This is a genomic window from uncultured Senegalimassilia sp. (genome assembly GCF_934630535.1).
Classification (GTDB): Bacteria; Actinomycetota; Coriobacteriia; order Coriobacteriales; family Eggerthellaceae; genus Senegalimassilia.
In genome coordinates this window covers 98236-116516 of record NZ_CAKTVU010000004.1, presented here as the reverse complement: position 1 = coordinate 116516, position 18281 = coordinate 98236, and the positions used below count along the sequence as shown (strand labels likewise).

Sequence of the window (18281 nt, the reverse complement as noted above, 5' to 3'; positions counted from 1 at the left end):
TGCGATGCGCGATTTCAGTTCGACCCCTGCTGCTGGCCGCACACAGCGGCATCGAGCATACGCAACGCTTCGAATACGGTCTGCAGGCGCACTTGATTGCGATCGCCCTCGAAATGCTTCCTTTGCGCCGTGATGCCGTTATCGTTTGCGCAAGCGAAGCAGACGGTTCCCACGGGTTTTCCCGGTTCTGCCCCGGACGGTCCGGCGATACCGGTGACGGCTACGGCGACATTGCAGGAAAGATCATTGCGGGCGCCTTGCGCCATATGTCGCGCTACCTGCGTGCTTACCACTCCGAACTCTTCGATAACCTGCTCAGGCACATCGAGGACGTCGGTTTTCACACCGGTAGCGTAGCTTGCTATCCCGCCGCGTACGACGGCGGAGCTTCCGGAAACCGAGGTCAATGCGGCGCTGATCATCCCGCCGGTAAGGCTTTCGGCGGTACCGATGGTGATGCCGCGTTCACTTGCGTGGGCAATCACCTGCGCGGCAAGTTGCCCAACATGAGCTGCATCCACCTCGTTGATACCCGAATCTTCTTCATTGCCGTCGATATTCGATTTGGCGGATGATTGCTTGCGTTTCGCCCGCTTGGAAGGCCCCAAGCCGATCAGCTCACGGGCTTTCGAGATATAGTCGAGCATGGACACTACCGTCAGCAGCAGGGCGATTGCCATGACGATCCAGCTGATCACCCACATCACGTCCGAAAACGCCTCGACGAGCGTACCCATCATGTAGCTATCTTTGATAGTGAACAATACGATGGCGATCATCTGGAACACCGTTTTGAACTTGCCGTACCAGCTAGCGGATATCACCGTACCCTTGCTGGCCGCAACCATGCGCACGCCCGAGACGATGAACTCGCGGGCGACGATGATCAGGGCAACCCAGCTTGGCAGCGAACCGAGCTCGATAAGCGCCAAAAGAGCCGCCATGACCAAGATTTTGTCGGCAAGGGGATCCATGAACTTGCCGAAGTCGGTGACCTCGCCACGGCTTCGCGCCAGATACCCGTCAAGCCAGTCGGTGCAAGAGATCAGCACGAAGATGGCAGCGGCGATAAGGCTTTTGGAATGCTCCGCCAGATCGGGCAGATGAAACCACTGAGGCCAAGGGCTTAGCAGCACGACAACGAACACGGGAACCAAGCAGATGCGGATGAGCGTGACGATGTTCGCCGGTGTCCACAATTTCGCAGAGGCCTGCGGGGCGGCTTCTACTTGCAGAAGATGCATGGCCTATTCGCCTTCCATTTCGTAAAGCAGCGTATCGGTGATAGTGGCCTGAACGATGCGTCCCGGCTCTCCATTGTCGACATAGGTTACGCCATCGACCTCGGGGGCCTGGCACATCGCACGGCCGAACAGCTGACCGTCTTCTTCCCGGCCTTCGATAAGCACGTCTAGCGTCTTGCCGATGCGAGAGGCAACGAGCGGCGTGCAAACGTCATCCGCAAGGTCGCGCAAGCGTTGCGCGCGATACGCTTTCTCGTCATCGTCGACCTGGTCAGGCAGGTCGAATGCCCTGGTGCCCTCTTCGCGGGAATATGCGAACACGCCGATGTAATCGAAGAAGCCCTCTTCAACGAAATCGCAAAGCTCGTCGAAGTCCTCTTCGGTTTCGCCGGGAAAACCCGCGATAAGCGTGGTGCGCAGTGTTACCCCGGGAACCATCTCTCGGATATGCTCGATCAGCGATTCGTACTCTTCGCGCGAACCCTTGCGATGCATAGCTTTCAGGATGCTCGGCTGAACATGCTGGAGCGGGATATCGAAATAAGAGCAGATGTTGTCGTGCTCGGCAACCGTTTGCAGCAGCTCGTCGGTGATTCCTTCCGGTTGGATATACATGACCCTGAACCAGGTTTGGGCGAATTCGTCCGCAAGGGAGCCGACAAGCCAAGCCAGGCTCGATTCGTTTTCGAAATCCTGACCCCAACGTCCCGTATCCTGGGCGATGAGCACGATTTCCTTCACACCCTCGGACACGCGGTCGGCCACATCCGCGCGAACGGTTTCGTAGTCGAAGCTGTGGTACCTGCCGCGGATATAGGGGATGGTGCAGTACGAGCAGAAGCGGTCGCACCCATCCGAGATCTTCACGTATGCCGAAACGGCGCGCGAACCGTTAACGGCAACCGCGCCTTCGGGCACGGCGCCGAGCATAGCGGCCTTCATGCGCTCGAGTTGCACTTGATCGATGTCAAGCGCTTGCGCGATGACCTGGACGATATCGTCTTCCTTGCTGCACGGAACGAAAGCCGAGGCTTCGGAAAGCTCGGATTCCAGATCCTGCCCGTAACGGGCAGGCATGCAACCGGCGACGATGAGCGCCGCGCCCGCCGCGACATTGGGCATGCCCGCAACCTCGAAGATGGCCTCGAGGCTTTCCTCGGTAGCGCTTTGGATGAACGAGCACGTGTTCACCACCACGGCATCAGCGGCTTCGGGATCCTGCTCGATGACGAAGCCGCAACGCTGAAGCTGCGATTGCATGCGCTGGGTGTCCACCTCGTTTTTCGCGCAACCCATGGTGACGAACGCGACGCGAGGACTCTCGATTTCAAAGACGTTTTCGGTTTCCACGGGATTCCTTAGCGGTAGTTGACGTACTGGAGCGGCTGGCCGTAATCCTGGCCCTTCAGGAAGGCGATGACCTCCTGCAACGTGTCGCGAGAGGCGGAGGAAACGCGCAGCTTGTCGCCTTCGATGGTGACCTTCACCTTGAGCTTCTGCGCCTTGATGTCCTTGTTGATCTTGCCGGCGGTTTCCTTATCGATGCCCTCGACGATGGTTGCCGTCTGCCGCACGCTTTGACCGGTTGCCGCCTGGGGGTCGCCCCACTTGACGGCGGTGAGGTCGATGCCTCGCTTGATGAGCTTGCTGCCCATGATGTCGATGACCTGGCGAGCAACGAAATCAGCGGGGGCCGCTACTGTGATGGTCTTCTTCTGCTTGTCAAGTGATAGCTCGGCGCCGGAGCCTTTCAGGTCATAGCGCTGCGAAAGCTCCTTTTTCGCCTGCTGATATGCGTTATCGACTTCCTGCATATCGACGGTGGACACCACGTCGAAACTGGATTCCTTAGCCATGATGTTCTGCCTTTCAACTAGTAAGAATACGTTGACGATGAAGACTGGGTACCCGTTGCGCTTGTGCCAGACCCGGTCGTCGAAGAATAGCCCGTTCCCGTAGACGACGTGGTGGAGCCTGTCGACGAAGAGCCGTTGCCGGTGCTCGATTGCGCAGAGGTTCCGTTCGACGTTGAATTCGTAGACGCAGTGGAACCGGTGGTACTCGATGAGGTGCTAGAAGTATCAAGCCCCTCGACCTTCACGTCAGGGTGATCTTTCGCCCACGATGCAAGGTAATCCTTGAAGTTCACCGTGGCTGTTGGCATGCCCGTGGTCGCATCGCTGGTGAATTCGACCTCCTTGCCGTCCATGGTGACGGTGAATCCCGAGGAGACCCAGGTAGACAAACTCCAGGTGCCGGCAACGTCAACCGTTTCATCAAACGGCCCGGTGAGCATCTGCTCGGTTGCCTGCCCGTCCTGCGTGATGATCACGTAGGCCTGCTGGCCCTTGGCCAGCTTGTATTCCACCTTCACGCTGGTGGGCACCGTTGCTGTGGATGATGACTTCGTATCCGAATCGTTGTTGTTGTCGCTGTTGTTATTGGAATTATCTTGGCTGACCCCGCTGCCATCCGCCGATGTATCGGTGACGCCGGTGATGGGAACCTTAGCGACCTCCTGCGTGGAAGCAGCTCCGCGATTCCCGAAGGCAAGCGCCACGATAATGACGAGCAGCAGCAGGATGATCACAATGACCGCAACATAGGGCAACCTTGCCTGCATGCCCCGGCCGACGTTATTCTGCGACCCGGAATAGAAGTTGGTGAACTGGGTGGTAACGGCCCCGCCGAAATGGTTGGAGCGACGGCTTTCGTTTTCCGCACGCGCCGCACGGGAAGCAAGCGATTCTCGATATTCGCGTTGAGGCTGCTGTTCGCGACGCGGCATGCGCTGCGTGCCCTGGCGCTGGCCCCGCTGAGTACGCTGCGAGCGACGACCATCGGTGCGCTCGTTGTCATAGCGCGACGAACGCTGCGAACCTTGTCCACGACCATCATGGCGCCCGTCGCCGCGCGAAACCGACCTACGGCCCGAAACATGCGCCAGCGAATCGGATTCGCCGCGGGTGCGCCCGACCTGGTAAGCGTATGCGTCATCGAGATACATACGCGTGATATCGGCAGGATTGAGCCCGACCAGCTTCGCATATGCGTTCACCATGTTTCGCGTGTAACCGCGTGCAGGCAAACGGGAAAAATCGTTGTTCTCGAGGGCGCGAAGGATGTCGGGTCGAATGCGCAGCCGACGAGCGGCCGACTGCACGTCGTAGCCTTTCCGCTCGCGCGCTTCGCGCAATACGGTGCCGAATGAAACCTGGCCCATGCCTTCTCCTTATTGATTGTCACCGTCATGTTGCTCGAACGCTTTGAGCGTTTCAAGCTCCATGGCATCGACGAGTACTTCACGGGGCTTGCTGCCGTTCGGCGGACCGACGACGCCCTTATCTTCCAACATATCCATTATACGCCCGGCACGGGAGTAACCCACTTTAAGGCGCCTTTGGATATTGGACGTGGAACCCAAACCGCTCGATACCACCAACTCGGCCGCCTCCCAAATGAGCGGGTCATCATCGGCGCACGTGCCGCCGCTGGCATCCGAGGGGCACGATCCCAACGTGATTAGATTGGTGGATAAGATCTCGGAATGATACTCCGGCTCGCCCTGACTGCGCAACTTCTCCACAACCGCGTTGATCTCGTCCTCGGAAACGTAGCAGCCCTGGATGCGCATGGGCTTTGCATACTCCGGTTTGCTCAGGAGCAGGTCGCCTAGGCCGATGAGGTTTTCGGCGCCCGGCGTGTCCAAGATAACGCGGCTATCGATGCCGCTTGCCACGTTGAAGGCGATGCGGTTCGTGATGTTGGCCTTAATCAAGCCCGTGACCACGTTGGTGGAAGGACGTTGCGTGGCGACGATCAAATGGATGCCGGCAGCGCGCGCCAACTGGGCGATACGGCTGATGGAGAACTCGACCTCCTTGCCGACGTTCATCATCAAATCGGCAAGCTCGTCGATGATGATGACGATATAGGGCAGTTCATCGCCAAGCTCGTTGTCGGGCAGCTCCTCTCCCGCTTCCTGCGCAGCCTTCGCCTCGGCTTGCGCCGCCTGCACCTTAGCGTTGTACTGGCCGATGTTTCGCGCTCCTACCTTCGAAAACACCTTCAGGCGACGCTCCATTTCCGCAACGCCCCAGCTCAAAGCGCTTGCCGCTTCCTTGGGCTCGGTCACGACGGGCACGTATAGGTGCGGAATGCCGTTATACGGTGTGAATTCGACTCGTTTCGGGTCGATCATGATGAAGCGCACCTCGGACGGAGTCGCCCGCATGAGGATGGACATGATCATCGCGTTGATGGAAACCGACTTACCGGAACCGGTGGTACCGCCGATAAGCAGATGGGGCATCTTCGCAAGATCGGAAACGATGCAGTGGCCCTCGACATCCTTGCCGATGGCGATCTGCAGCGGACCGGGTGCCGCATCTTTGATGACATCGCCGAGCAGCACCGTTTGGCGCGTGCGATTGGGCACCTCGATGCCGACGTAATTGGTTCCGGGAATAGGCGCGAAAATGCGCACGCCGGGGGCCGCGAGCGCTAACGCGATATCGTCCTCAAGGGCTGTGACGCGGCTTACGCGCACGCCGGCCGGAAGGTCGACTTTGAACAAGGTGACCGTCGGGCCGGCAACCCAACCCACGACCTTTGCCATGATATTGAAGTCCTCAAGGGTCTCCTGAAGACATGCTCCGGTTTCCTGAAGCTCGGAATCGGTTGCCAAATCCTTCTCCGGATCGGTGGAGACGGCGAGAAGGTCCATAGGCGGAAGCTCGAAACCCTGCTCGGGACGCGGGGTGGCAACCGGCGTAGCGGCCTTCGAGGATTTTTTGGGCATCGACGGTGCAGCATCGCGCTCGATAGGCTTGCGACGTCCCAGCTTGCGCGTGATGGTCTCGGGAGCGCTCTTCGCATCTTCACGGGAAGGGCCGCCTTCGGCGGATGCCGCAGCGCTGCCATGTCGACGATTTGAGGACGCAGGACGCTTGAGCGTTTGCGTTTTCGCGGTTTCCAATTCCGCAAGCTCGGCCTCGTCGAGCGTTTTCGCCTTCGGGCGGGAAACCCTTGCAAACGCCGGGGGCGGAACCACGCCATGCTCGCGCTCGTCTGCCGCTTCCCGAGCCTCGGCAAGCGTGCGCAGCTTCTCGATGATGCTCGATACGGAAAAGCCGATGATGATCAGCCCCGCGATCGCAAGACCGAAAAGCACGATGGCTGATATCACCTTGCCGAACAGCGTCAAGCCGCACCATGCGATGCCCGCGCCGATATAGCCTCCGCGCGCGGAAAGCTGATCGGCTAAGAACAGGTTATCCGTAGCGTCGGGAGCGGCTTCGGGCGTGAACAGCGCGAGAAGGGATAGCACCGCGAGAAACAGCATAGCCAGCCCTACCGAAACACGCAGCGGTATACCTTCCTTGTCGATTCGGACAAGGAAGCTTGCCCCGATTGCAACCAGGAAAAACGGCAGCAGATACGCGCCGATGCCCAGGCACAGATGCAATAGCTGGGACACGAACGAGGTGATAAGCGCATCGGTGGGAACAACGGCGGCCACGAACAGCACGATACCGAGCAGCGTTACGGCAACGCCGGTGATATCGCGCTTGGTGCGCTCGTCGAAGATTCGCGGCTGGGCGGGAGCCGAGGCCGTCTGTTTGGCGGCTCGCTTCTGCGCAGGGCTTGCAGCTTTCGATTTGCCGCCGTCGGCCTTTTTGGATGAGGTTGATTTGTTCGATGCAGTTCGGGCCACGCCCTCCCCTTTCGTGCTAAAGCGTTTCCGCTGTTGTTCGAGCAAGCGAGCACCTGCGCGCAATGCAACGCAGGTGCTCGTCGACAGATTGATGTATAAGGCGATGCTAGATGTCCAACAGGTTCACCACCGTCATGGGACGGGTCTTCGTGCGTTCCCAAAGCAGGGACAGGAGCGCATCGCGAGCGGCCTTTTTCAGCTCCTTGCCCGAAGCGCCCTTCGACAGCGCCTTGGTCAGAGCGTTCTTCACGCACTTCTCGCACTCCTGGACCAGATAGCCGTCGTCGCCGCCGGTGATGCCGTGCATCTCGACTTGCACGTTGCCGGCAACGGCCTTCTTGCGGCCGGAAACCGCAGCCGCGATGACGGCGAAGCCCTGCGCGGAAAGCGCCGTGCGCTCCTCGAGCACCTGCTCGGAGGTATCGCCGACCGACAGGCCGTCGACGAGCACGATGCCGGATTGCACGACCTCGCCGTGCTTGACGCCCTTCGTGGAAAGCTCAAGGCTCTCGCCGTTCTCGCAAATGAAGACGTTTTCAGCGGGAACGCCGACGGCTTCCGCCAAACGGGCATGGGCGCGAAGATGCGTGGCCTCGCCGTGCACCGGCATAAACGCCTTAGGCTGCACGATGGTCAGCATGATCTTCAGCTCTTCTGCCGAAGCATGGCCGGAGACATGCACGCGGCCACGGGACTTGTCGTACACATCGGCGCCGATCTTCGCCAAGGAGTTGACCACCTTTGTGACGGCCTTCTCGTTGCCGGGAACAGGGGTTGCCGAGATGATAACGGTGTCACCCGCCTCCATATCGATGGTTTTGTGCTCACCTGCGGCGATGCGGGCCAAAGCGGACAGCGGCTCGCCTTGGCTGCCGGTGCACATGATGACCACCTGCTCGGGCGGGATGCCCTTCAGGTCGTACGCATCGATGATGTCCTGGTCGGAGATCTTCAGATACCCCAGCTTGCGAGCGATATCGGTGTTCTGAACCATCGAACGACCAGTGACGACCACCTTGCGCCCGTTTGCCACGGCGGCATCGCAGATTTGCTGCAAGCGATGGATGTGGCTGGCGAACGACGCGATGATGACGCGGCCCTTCGCCTGTGCGATGATGCGCTGAAGCTCCTTGCCAACCTCAGCCTCGCTCGGCGTGAAGTTGGGGTTGGTGGCGTTCGTGGAGTCCGACATCATGAGGTCTACGCCCTCATCGGCGAAGCGCGCCAGTGCCCCGAAATCGGTATGCACCCCGTCGATGGGCGTTTGGTCGAGCTTGAAGTCGCCGGTATGCAGCACGTTGCCTGCAGGGCTGCGGAAAAAGACGCCTACCGCTCCGGGGATGGAGTGGTTCACGGCGAAGAACTCGGCGGTGATGCAGCCGAGATTCACCTTGTCGCCCGGCTTGATCTCCACGAGCTTGGCGTTTTTGATCCGATGCTCTTTGAACTTGCCCTCGATAAGGCCCAGGGTCATCTTCGTTGCATAGATGGGCACCTGGCGATCAAGGTCTTTGATGAGGTAGGGCAAAGAACCGGTATGGTCTTCGTGGCCGTGCGTGATCACGATGCCGCGCAGCTTGTCGGCGTGCTGCAGCACATAGGTGTAATCAGGCAGGATAAGGTCGACGCCGGGATGGTTGTCGTCGGGGAACATCAGGCCCGCATCGTCGAGCACCATGTCGCCCTTGCATTCGAACACGGTCATGTTCTTGCCGATGGCATCCAAGCCACCGAGCGGGATGATCTTCAGCGTGGCGCCGCGATCCTTTTTCGAGGAATCGAAGGAGCGCTTACGGGAGCGCGGGCGCTTACGGGTTTGGTCGGTGTTTCCCTCTTTCGTAAGCTTTGGGCGCTCGAGATCAAGCTTGACATGCTTGACCGTTTGCGTGCTTTTGCCGCTGTTCTCAGGGCGCACGTCACCATTGCGCTTTGAACGCTGTTCGTTTTGATCCATGTATTGATTTCCTTACTGCCAACAGACAGCAGGGCCGCATGGATTGGAGCGGCCCTGCTGCGTATCCTGGCTACAGGACGCCGACCTCGCGCATGGTGCGCTCAAGCTCGGCGGACTGCTCGGCAGTGGCATCGACCAGCGGCAGGCGCACTCCGCCTACCGGGAAGCCGGCCAATTTCAGTGCCTCTTTAACCAGGATGGGGTTCGCTGTCTTGAACAGCCCTTCCATGAGGGGCATGAGGCGCTCGTTTGCAGCGGCGGCTTCTTCCCACTTGCCTGCCGCGCACAACTCCACGATCTCCTTCATTCGAACAGGAGCAACGTTTCCGATGGTGGAGATGACGCCCACGCCACCCAATTTCATAATGTCTAAGGTTGCCGAATCGTCGCCGGAGTATACGCAGAAGCCCTCAGGTGCGCCCTCTACGATGGCCTTCACCTGATCGAAGTCTCCGGAAGCCTCCTTGATCGCAACCACGTTATCCAGATCATGCGCAAGACGCAGCGAGGTTTCCGCGGTCATGTTCACCGCGCAACGTCCCGGGATGTTGTACAGGATGATCGGCAGCTCAACCGAACGCGCAATAGTGCTGAAATGCTGATACAAGCCCTCTTGCGGAGGCTTGTTGTAGTACGGTACGACGCACATGAAGCCGTCGACGCCGAGCTTGGCGACATCGCTTGCGAAGCCGACCGTGTCCGCCGTGCAGTTGTCGCCGACGTTGGCGATGACCGGAATACGGCCATCGACCGCAGCCACTACAGCCTTGAACAGCTCGATCTTGTCCGGATAGAACACCGTGGGAGATTCACCGGTGGTGCCGTTGATGATCAGCGAGTCGGCGCCGCCCTTTACCAAACGGTCAGCAAGCTCCTGAGCACGATCGAGATCGAGATCGAGATTGTCCTTCATGGGCGTGACCATGGCCGGAATCATGCGACCGAAACGAGGATTTCCCATCGTTGGCACCTTTCTGTACAAGCATGGTTTACCACCATGCACCTGAATCGCAAAATGCAACTTCGCCATATTATGCCACGGCACCCCGAAGGGCGCCGTGAAGTCATTAAATTGTCACGCTCAAGAAACAAATGTTGCCGTTTAAGTGGTAATAGCAGCCATAAGCGGCACGGATTCGGCAAACAACCGCCTATTCCATGAAGTTCTCGAGGCCGACGATGAGGCCGGAACGCTGGCCGACGCTTCGAATGCCGAGCAGCACGCCGGGCATGTACGAAGTGCGGTCCCACGAATCGTGACGAATGGTAAGGGTCTGGCCCATGGAGCCGAACACCACTTCCTGGCTGGCCACATAGCCCATGGAGCGAACGGAATGCACGGGAACGCCTGACACCAAAGCACCACGGGCCCCTTCGCACCCGGCGATCTCGGTTTCCTTGCCCGGTGCCGCGCTTTGACGGCCATCACGCGCCTCGGAGATGATCTCGGCCGTGCGGACGGCGGTGCCGGAAGGAGCATCCTTCTTGTTGCAATGATGGAACTCGAGCACTTCCACCTCGGGGAAGAACGGCGCTGCCGCTTTGGCGAACTGCATCATGAGCACGGCGCCGGTGGTGAAGTTCGGGGCATAGAACAAGCACGTTCCTTCGGGGGCAAGCGCGGCCAGTTCTTCGAGCTTGTCGTTTGCAAGGCCCGTGGTGCCCACCACGCAATCGATGCCCGCCGCAAGCGCGACGCGCAGATTGCCCTCGACGACGGAAGGCTGGGTGAAATCGACGAGCACATCGAACCCGCCGGCATGTACGGCCTGCTCAACCGTTTCATACACCGCGAAGACCTTCGAGGAGCCATGCGGATCGATTCCGCAGGTCACCTGCATATCGTCGGCAGCGGTGACCGCATCGACGACGGCTGAACCCATACGTCCGGCAAAGCCGGAAACGGCGACGTTGATCATGTTGATGCTCCTTCGTAGAAAGATGGCGGCCTGATTCGGCCGCCATCGATAGCTATCGGATATACCGCTTATTGGGACTCATGACGGCGACGAGGGGTGCGATTGGCGCGACCCGGGCGCACGTCCCGCTGGCCGCCTTCGCGTTTGCCGCCCTCATGGCGATCATGGCCGCGATGCTCGCGCGGCGCGGGGGCGCTTCCTTCGGGAGCATCGGGCTTGTCAAGACGATCAAGCGAGATCTTGCCCGTCTTGGGATCGATCTCAAGCACCTGCACCTTGACGGTATCGCCGAGCTTCAGCACGTCCTCGACCGAGCCGACGCGGCCGTTGGCCACACGGGAGATGTGAAGCAGGCCGTCCTTGCCGGGGGTGAGCTTGACGAAAGCGCCGAAGTCCTTGATGCCGACAACCTCGCCCTCGAAGATCTCGCCGACCTCGGGCTCCTTGACGATGCCGAGGATCATGGCCTTGGCAGCCTCGCCCGCCGGGCCCTCTATGGCGGCGATATGGATGGTGCCATCTTCCTGGATGTCGATCTGCGCGCCGGTTTCGTCCTGGATGCCGCGCACGACCTTGCCACCGGAGCCGATGACGTCGCGGATCTTGTCAACCGGGATATGGATGGTCTCGATGCGCGGAGCAGTGTCGCGCAGACTTGCACGCGGCTCGGGCAGCTCGGCGAGCATGGCCTTCAGGATGTGCGCACGACCTTCGTGGGCCTGCTTGAGCGCACGGCCGAGGATCTCGGTGGACAGGCCCTTGGCCTTATTGTCCATCTGCAAAGCGGTGATGCCCTTCTCGGTACCGCACACCTTGAAGTCCATATCGCCGAGGAAGTCCTCGATGCCCTGGATGTCGGAAAGGATGACGATGTCGTCGCCTTCCTTGATAAGACCCATGGCGATACCGGAGACCGGGGCCTTGATCGGAACGCCCGCATCCATCAGCGCCAGCGTGGAACCGCAGGTGGAAGCCATGGACGAGGAGCCGTTGGACTCCAGGATCTCGGAAACCACGCGGATGGCGTAGGGGAACTCGTCTTCAGAGGGGATCACCGGCAGAAGAGCGCGCTCAGCCAGCGCACCATGGCCGACCTCGCGGCGCTTCGGGGCGCCCATGCGACCCGTCTCGCCGGTGCAGTACGGCGGGAAGTTGTACTGGTGCATATAGCGCTTGCCCTCGGCCGGGTCGATGGTGTCAAGACGCTGCCACTCGTTGAGCATGCCGAGCGTGGCGATGGAAAGCGCCTGGGTCTGGCCGCGCTGGAACAGACCGGAGCCGTGGACGCGCGGCAGATAACCGGGCACGATGTGCAGCGGACGGATCTCGTCGGCGCGGCGGCCGTCGGCGCGCTCACCGGTTTCGATGACCATGGAGCGCATGGCCTTCTTCTCAAGTGCCTTCAAGGCAGCGGCGATGTCGGAGCCCCAAGCGGCAAGCTCTTCCTCGTTGAAGGACTCTTCCTTGATGCGAGCCTTGAGCTCCTCGACCTTGCCCATGCGAGCCTGCTTATCGGCATCGCTCAGAGCTTGGGACATCTCGTCGAAGAACGGGGAGATGCGCTCGTCGATGGACGGGTCGGCAACGTGGATAGGCCACTCGACCGGGGTGATGTCGCAACGATCGAGGAAGCGCTGCTGGGCTTCGCAGAACTTCGCGATGGCCTGCTGGCCGAAGTCCATAGCGCGCAGCATAAGATCCTCGGAAACCTCGTTGGCGCCAGCCTCAACCATGGAGATGTAGTCGGCGGTACCTGCGATGGTGAGCTCCAGATCGGAGGTTTCCTGCTCCTCGTAGGTGGGGTTAACGATGAACTCGTCGGTCTCGGGGTTGTGGGCGATGCGCACGCAAGCCGCAGGGCCGTCGAACGGGGCGCTGCCGATCATGAGCGCAGCCGAAGCGCCGCCGACGCAGATGCAGTCGGGAGCGTTCTTGCCATCGCACACGAGCGTGGTGGCAACGACATGAACCTCGCGCTTGAAGCCGTCGACGAAGCCGGGGCGGATGGGACGGTCGATCATACGGGCGGTCAGCGTGCCCTTCTCGGACGGACGTGCCTCGCGCTTGAGGTAGCCGCCGGGGATGCGCCCGACAGAGTACATCTTCTCCATGAAGTCGACGGTCAGCGGGAAGAAGTCGTAGTTCTTCTCCTCTTTGGAGATGACGGCCGTGACAAGCACGGTGGTCTCGCCCTGCGTGACCAGCACGGCGCCGGTAGCCTGCTTGGCCAGCTCGCCCGTTTCGAAGCGGTAGGTCTTGCCGTACAGCTCGAAGGACTCGACGATCTTTTCCATGTGGTGTTCTTTCCTTCTCTATTCCTTGACCGCCGTAGTGCGGCCAAGCTTCTTCGGCCAGGGGTACTCACGTTTCCCGCTTGCCGCGAGCAGGCACGCCCTTGCGCGCCCGACCGCTATGCAAAAGCCCGCGCAGCGCTGCGCGGGCTTTCGTTGACTAGATGTTGTCGCGGATGCCGAGCTTCTTGATGAGGGCACGGTAACGCTCGATGTCGCGCTCCTTGATGTACTTGAGCAGACCACGACGCTTACCGATGAGCATCATCAGGCCACGGCGGGAATGGTTATCCTTCTTGTGGGTCTTCAGGTGCTCGGTGAGGTTGCGGATACGCTCAGACAGGATAGCGACCTGCACATCCGGGTTGCCGGTGTCATGCTCGTTGGCGCCGAACTCGGCGACCAGCTCTGCGGTGCGCTCTTTCGTGATGCTGAGTTTGCTAGGCATGCTAACTCCACCTTTCCTGCGGGCTTTGCCCGCCTTCCGTGCAGCTATTGCTGCGCTCTACTTGCTTTCCGCTGGGATCCATGCGAAATGGGGACCAAGCTGAAAGTGGCTGCCGATACGGCAACTTGTCTAGAATACGATGACCGAGCGCTTGCGCGCAAGCCTATCGGATCGACCTGCACAGCTTGCGCACATATCCGCTACCTGCGCCTATTGCGCCTGACGGGCCTCGCGCAGGGCTTGGACGAGCTGGTCGGCACAGCTGGTGGAGCGGCGACCGCAGGTGTTGCCCTCGAGAACGGCGGCGACGTCCTCGACGCTTTTGCCGTTGACGAGCTTGCCAATAGCCTTGAGATTGCCGTCGCAGCCGCCGACGAAGTCAACATGCTTGATGGTGTCGCCGTCAAGATCGACGTGGATCTCGCGCGAGCAGACGCCTTTGGTTCGATAGGTATACATGCAGATATCCTCTCTCTTCGATGATGCAAGTATGGCACATCGGCCTTCTGCCAAATTGCCGTTGAGGCAAGCACCTAAAACAATCCGCAGGTGAACATGAAATTGAGCGATTTGAGCCGAACGGAGGCGTGCACCTGCGCCCAGGTTTGGCACAGGCGAAGCACATCGAAGACGCACGACTGGTCCACCTGGGCAGAAGCGATGTCCGAAAGGCGCATTCCCAGCAACGCCCTTGCCCATGAAAGCGTTTCCGGGGCAAGACCCGCCACATCGGAGACGCGGCAAGCGTCGCACACCACGCCGCCCTCGCTCGACGAGAACGCGACCGTCCGATGAGGGAAACCCCCGACGTCGCAGGCCAGCGGCTCGCCGCACACGCAGCATCGATCGAGCGAAGGGCGGATGCCCAAAAACGCGAACGCCTTGAGCAGCCAGGCCGCGCAGATGGCGGGAGCGTGCTCGGGGTCGGAGGCCGCAAGCGTATCGAAAGCCGTATGCGTAAGCGCGAACAGCTTCGGGACCTCAAGCCCCGGCTGGGTGATACGGTCGAGCAGCTCGGCTATGGGGGCCGCGCAGGCGGCAAGCTCCATGCTTTGCCGCAACGAGGCATTACCGACGACCAGCCGTGCTTCCTTGACGATATCAAGCGAACGGCCTTGCGCCAACAGCACATCGGCTTGCGCATAGAGCTCCAAACGGGAACTGAACTGGCTGGTAGGCTTTCGGGCCCCCTTCGCAACAGCACGGATCTGCGACCCATCTTGCGCAAGCAGGGACAAGATCAGATCCGACTCCCCTAGCTTGGTCTTGCGCAAGACCAAGACGCGCGCATTGTAGGTGCTTTGCGCCACTGGGCTACTTGAACGACACCGAGGTGACGTTGTTCGAGGAATCGAAGGTCACCGTTCCCGACACCTGCTTGGAATCCCCTGCAACCGAGATGGTCTGCCCGAGAACCGTGACAGACTTGGACGCCTTGCCCGACGCGGTGAAGGCCACCGTGTTGTTGCCCTGATAGGAGACGCTATCAACAGAGGACACGGTGAATGCCGATCCATCGGTTGCGGTAAGCGTGGTAGATGCCAAATACGAACGGGCAGCAGCGGTCAGCTCGCTGGCACGGGATTTCGCAAGCGAGATGACGACGACCGTGTCGGAGGTGACCTTCGAACCCACGGCAGGCTCGACGCCCATGATGGCCCCTTCGCTTGTAGTCTCGCTGTAGGTGTACACGGCGGTAGAGGAAAGCCCGGCGTCCTTGATGGCCTGCACGGCTTCATTATAGGTCATACCGGAAACATCGGGCACGGTGTAGGCCTGGGCCACCGTAAGCGTGATGGCAGTGGAAGCCTTGGCCTTCTCGCCCTCTTCGGGGCTCACGGAAAGCACGGTGCCCTCAGCCTCGTCGGAACGCTCCATCTGCACATCTACGTTTTCGAATCCATTGTCCGAAAGCGCCTTCAGAGCGCTATCCTGGCTGGTGCCGACCACCTTGGGAACGGTTCGCGAGGTTGACACATGGATGACGACCTCGGCGCCTTCCTCCTGTCGCGCACCGGCGCCCGGGTCCATGAGCAGGACCAAGCCTTCCGTGGAATCGGAGGGGACGGTGGTGGACCTTACCGTGAAACCCTTGTTCTGCAGCATGTAGGTGGCATCAGCCTGCGTCATGCCCGTGACGTCGGGAACGACCTTTCCGCCCCACAGCTCCATTTGATACGTGACACCAGCAGCCGTTCCCGCGGCGAGAAGCACCACCAGCGCCACGGTGGCGGCGATCTTCGAACCGGGAAGACGCTTCGCCTTGGCTTCCGTCTTCTTCTTGTCTTGCTGCTTCGCCTCGCCGGCAACGAGCTTTACATCCTTGTCGGCGTGCTTGGGCTGTTCTTCCTTGGGCGACGCTGCGGGCTTTTCAACAACTTCCTTAAGCTCGGAACTTTGCTGCTGGACCTCTGCAGCCTTGGCTTTTTCAGCTTTCTTCTTCTTGCGATCGCGCTTCTTCTTATTGGGGTCGGGCGCGATGAAATCCTTCTGTTGCGACAGGTCGGCATCGGTGATGCGCGGCATCTGCATGGTGTCTCCCGCATGCCATGCGGCCTTCGGCGGCACATATCCGGGATAGACGAGGAACTCGTCGAAACCGGACAGATCAGGCTCCCAACCCGATTTGAACGCAGGCGATGCGGGCTTGGGCCCGAGCGTTTGGGTTTTCTCGGACTCGAAGGCAAGGTTGCGGATATCGGGAAGATCGAGCACGTGCGTACGCTGATGCGCTACATCGTCGGCCTCGCTATCATGCTCATCAGGACGATCCTTGATATCCCCGCTAGCTTCCCGAGCATCTTCGGTTGCATCTTGTTGCGCTTGGGAATCCTCTTGCGCATGGGCATCCGGGCAGCAAGCATCGTCATCCTCTTGCGTTGCCGTATCTAGCTGAGATGCCTCATCGGGGGTATCCTCGGACGCTTCATCGGAGGAGTCCGCCTCGTCGGCGCCATCAAGCTCTTCGGCTTCTTTGCCAGCGCTTTCGGGGGCATCGTCTTGCTCATCGATGGCCGCCTCTTCTTGAGCGGCCTGATCAGATTCGGCTATCTCCAACGCATGGGCAGGTTCCGCGCCTTCGATCTGCTCGAAGGCGGTACGGGGCAGTTTGGCCCCGCACTCGTCGCAGAACTTCGCGCCATCGCGATTTTCCGTGTGGCAAGAAGGACAGATCATGCTTGAGACTCCCTTGCGCGTGCTTACGTTATAGTTTCCTGTAAATTGTACCCAAAAACAGGATTGAGGTGCCGCTTGGCACCCCAATCGCAAAATATCTTATAAACCTGAAAACAAGCTGTTACAAACCCTCGCCGTACCCGAACCGTCGGATTTGCGTGGCGTCACGGCGCCAGTTCTTCTTGACCTTCACCATAAGGTCAAGGTACACGCGCGTGCCGAGAAGCTGCTCAAGGTCTTCGCGAGCCTCCTGGCCGATGCGCTTGATGGCGCTGCCGCCCTTGCCGATGATGATGCCCTTCTGGGAATCGCGCTCCACGTAGATGCGGGCCAGGATGCGGTTGAGGTCCTTCTTCTTCTCGTATTCCATGTGCTCGATGGTGACGCCGATGGAATGAGGAACCTCGTCGCGAAACGTTCGCAAGATTTTCTCGCGGATGAACTCGGCCACGATGACCTCGATCGGCTGATCGGTTTCCATGTCCGCGGGAAACCACGCCGGTCCCTCAGGCAAGAAGCACTGCACCTCTTCGATGAAGGCGTCGATGTTGTACCCGGACTCGGAGGAAAGCCCCACCATGGCGTCCCAATTCGCCAGCTTCTTGGCAGCTTCGGCCTGCTCGTGCATCTGCTCGGTGGTGACCAAGTCGCCCTTGGACAAGACGCAGATCTTTTTGGCGTGTTTGCAGTGCGGGCCGTCAAGCTGGGCAGCCACCCATTCATCACCGCGACCGACGGGTTTGCTGGCATCGATGAGCATAGCGATGACGTCGACGTCCTCGAGCGCCTTGAGCGCCGAGGTGTTGAGCTCCTCGCCGAGCGCATCGTGAGGTTTGTGCAAACCCGGGGTATCCACGATGATCATCTGCATGTCGTCGCGGGTATATACCGCACGGAAGCGATGGCGAGTGGTCTGGGCGGTGTTCGAGGTGATGGCGATCTTCTTGCCCATGATGGTGTTGAGCAAGGTTGACTTTCCCGCATTGGGTCGGCCGATCAACGTAACGAAGCCGGATTTGAAGCCCTCGCCGGAAGGGGGCGCGGCATGTCCGAAATATGCATCGAGATCCATGAAGTCTCCTAGGTCAAAAAGGTTGTTTACGAAACGATCAGAGCGAGCAAAGGCGGGATGAAGACGATGCAGCCGACCACAAGGGAGGCAAAGGCGCCTGCAAGCGCAGCGCCCGCCGCGCAATCCTTCGCCCGTCGAGCCAGTTCGTGATACCCGGGGCTGGCAAGGTCGACCACGGCTTCGATGGCCGTGTTCACCGTTTCGAGCGCGAACATCATGCCGATGCAGATGATGACGGCAAGCCATGAGGGCGCATCGATGCGCAATGCGAAGCCGAGCGCTACCGCCACCACGGCCATGCATGCGTCGATGCGCAGATTACGTTCGCTGCGAACCGCTTCGACAAGACCGCGCCCGGCATTGGCGAACGCGGAAGTGAGCTTATACCGCTGCCCTTCGCCCTTCGTTTCAGCGGAGCGCACGAAGGACTTGTTGTCGGGAGATGCCTGTCCCATAGCCG

General features: G+C 60.1%; 15 protein-coding genes. All 15 read right to left on the bottom strand.

Translation table 11 applies throughout. The features are described from left to right. Positions 1-14: 14 nt before the first annotated feature. The 15 genes from pgsA to Q0D52_RS03995 all read right to left on the bottom strand — a co-directional run bounded on the left by pgsA (position 15) and on the right by Q0D52_RS03995 (position 18276). Positions 15-1244: a CDP-diacylglycerol--glycerol-3-phosphate 3-phosphatidyltransferase gene (pgsA, locus tag Q0D52_RS04065; RefSeq protein ID WP_294380331.1), complete on the bottom strand. Its 1230-nt coding sequence runs from the start codon at positions 1242-1244 to the stop codon at positions 15-17. A gap of 3 nt (positions 1245-1247) precedes the next feature. Then, positions 1248-2594, bottom strand: a complete 1347-nt coding sequence (rimO, locus tag Q0D52_RS04060) for a 30S ribosomal protein S12 methylthiotransferase RimO (RefSeq protein WP_294380330.1) — start codon at positions 2592-2594, stop codon at positions 1248-1250. An 8-nt stretch (positions 2595-2602) separates the two neighbouring features. Further along, on the bottom strand, positions 2603-3100 hold the full coding sequence (locus tag Q0D52_RS04055; RefSeq protein WP_294361015.1) for a YajQ family cyclic di-GMP-binding protein: 498 nt from the start codon (positions 3098-3100) through the stop codon (positions 2603-2605). A 17-nt stretch (positions 3101-3117) separates the two neighbouring features. Beyond that, positions 3118-4467: a helix-turn-helix transcriptional regulator gene (locus tag Q0D52_RS04050; protein WP_294380328.1), complete on the bottom strand. Its 1350-nt coding sequence runs from the start codon at positions 4465-4467 to the stop codon at positions 3118-3120. A 9-nt stretch (positions 4468-4476) separates the two neighbouring features. Continuing rightward, a complete protein-coding gene (locus Q0D52_RS04045; RefSeq protein WP_294380327.1) occupies positions 4477-6960 on the bottom strand; it encodes a DNA translocase FtsK in 2484 nt (827 codons plus the stop codon). 106 nt (positions 6961-7066) lie between these two features. Then, entirely contained in the window at positions 7067-8914 is a 1848-nt protein-coding gene (locus Q0D52_RS04040; RefSeq protein WP_294361023.1) for a ribonuclease J, read from the bottom strand. 70 nt (positions 8915-8984) lie between these two features. Beyond that, positions 8985-9875: a 4-hydroxy-tetrahydrodipicolinate synthase gene (dapA, locus tag Q0D52_RS04035; protein WP_294380325.1), complete on the bottom strand. Its 891-nt coding sequence runs from the start codon at positions 9873-9875 to the stop codon at positions 8985-8987. A 190-nt stretch (positions 9876-10065) separates the two neighbouring features. Next, complete coding sequence (gene dapB / locus Q0D52_RS04030) at positions 10066-10833, bottom strand: 4-hydroxy-tetrahydrodipicolinate reductase (protein WP_294380324.1); 768 nt, start codon at positions 10831-10833, stop codon at positions 10066-10068. Positions 10834-10901: 68 nt separating this feature from the next. Then, positions 10902-13127, bottom strand: a complete 2226-nt coding sequence (locus tag Q0D52_RS04025) for a polyribonucleotide nucleotidyltransferase (protein WP_294380322.1) — start codon at positions 13125-13127, stop codon at positions 10902-10904. A gap of 157 nt (positions 13128-13284) precedes the next feature. Beyond that, on the bottom strand, positions 13285-13572 hold the full coding sequence (gene rpsO, locus Q0D52_RS04020; protein WP_042434157.1) for a 30S ribosomal protein S15: 288 nt from the start codon (positions 13570-13572) through the stop codon (positions 13285-13287). A 210-nt stretch (positions 13573-13782) separates the two neighbouring features. Continuing rightward, positions 13783-14031: a TIGR03905 family TSCPD domain-containing protein gene (locus Q0D52_RS04015; RefSeq protein WP_294380320.1), complete on the bottom strand. Its 249-nt coding sequence runs from the start codon at positions 14029-14031 to the stop codon at positions 13783-13785. Between the two features lie 74 nt (positions 14032-14105). Continuing rightward, the gene (gene recO, locus Q0D52_RS04010; RefSeq protein WP_294380318.1) at positions 14106-14882 is read right to left on the bottom strand and encodes a DNA repair protein RecO; all 777 of its coding nucleotides are present in this window, start codon (positions 14880-14882) and stop codon (positions 14106-14108) included. 4 nt (positions 14883-14886) lie between these two features. Further along, complete coding sequence (locus Q0D52_RS04005) at positions 14887-16749, bottom strand: PASTA domain-containing protein (protein ID WP_294380316.1); 1863 nt, start codon at positions 16747-16749, stop codon at positions 14887-14889. Between the two features lie 121 nt (positions 16750-16870). Continuing rightward, positions 16871-17821 carry a GTPase Era gene (gene era, locus Q0D52_RS04000; RefSeq protein ID WP_294164157.1) on the bottom strand — a complete coding sequence of 317 codons (951 nt, stop codon included), beginning with the start codon at positions 17819-17821 and terminating at the stop codon, positions 16871-16873. 26 nt (positions 17822-17847) lie between these two features. Next, the gene (locus tag Q0D52_RS03995; protein WP_294380314.1) at positions 17848-18276 is read right to left on the bottom strand and encodes a diacylglycerol kinase family protein; all 429 of its coding nucleotides are present in this window, start codon (positions 18274-18276) and stop codon (positions 17848-17850) included. Between the last annotated feature and the right edge of the window lie 5 nt (positions 18277-18281).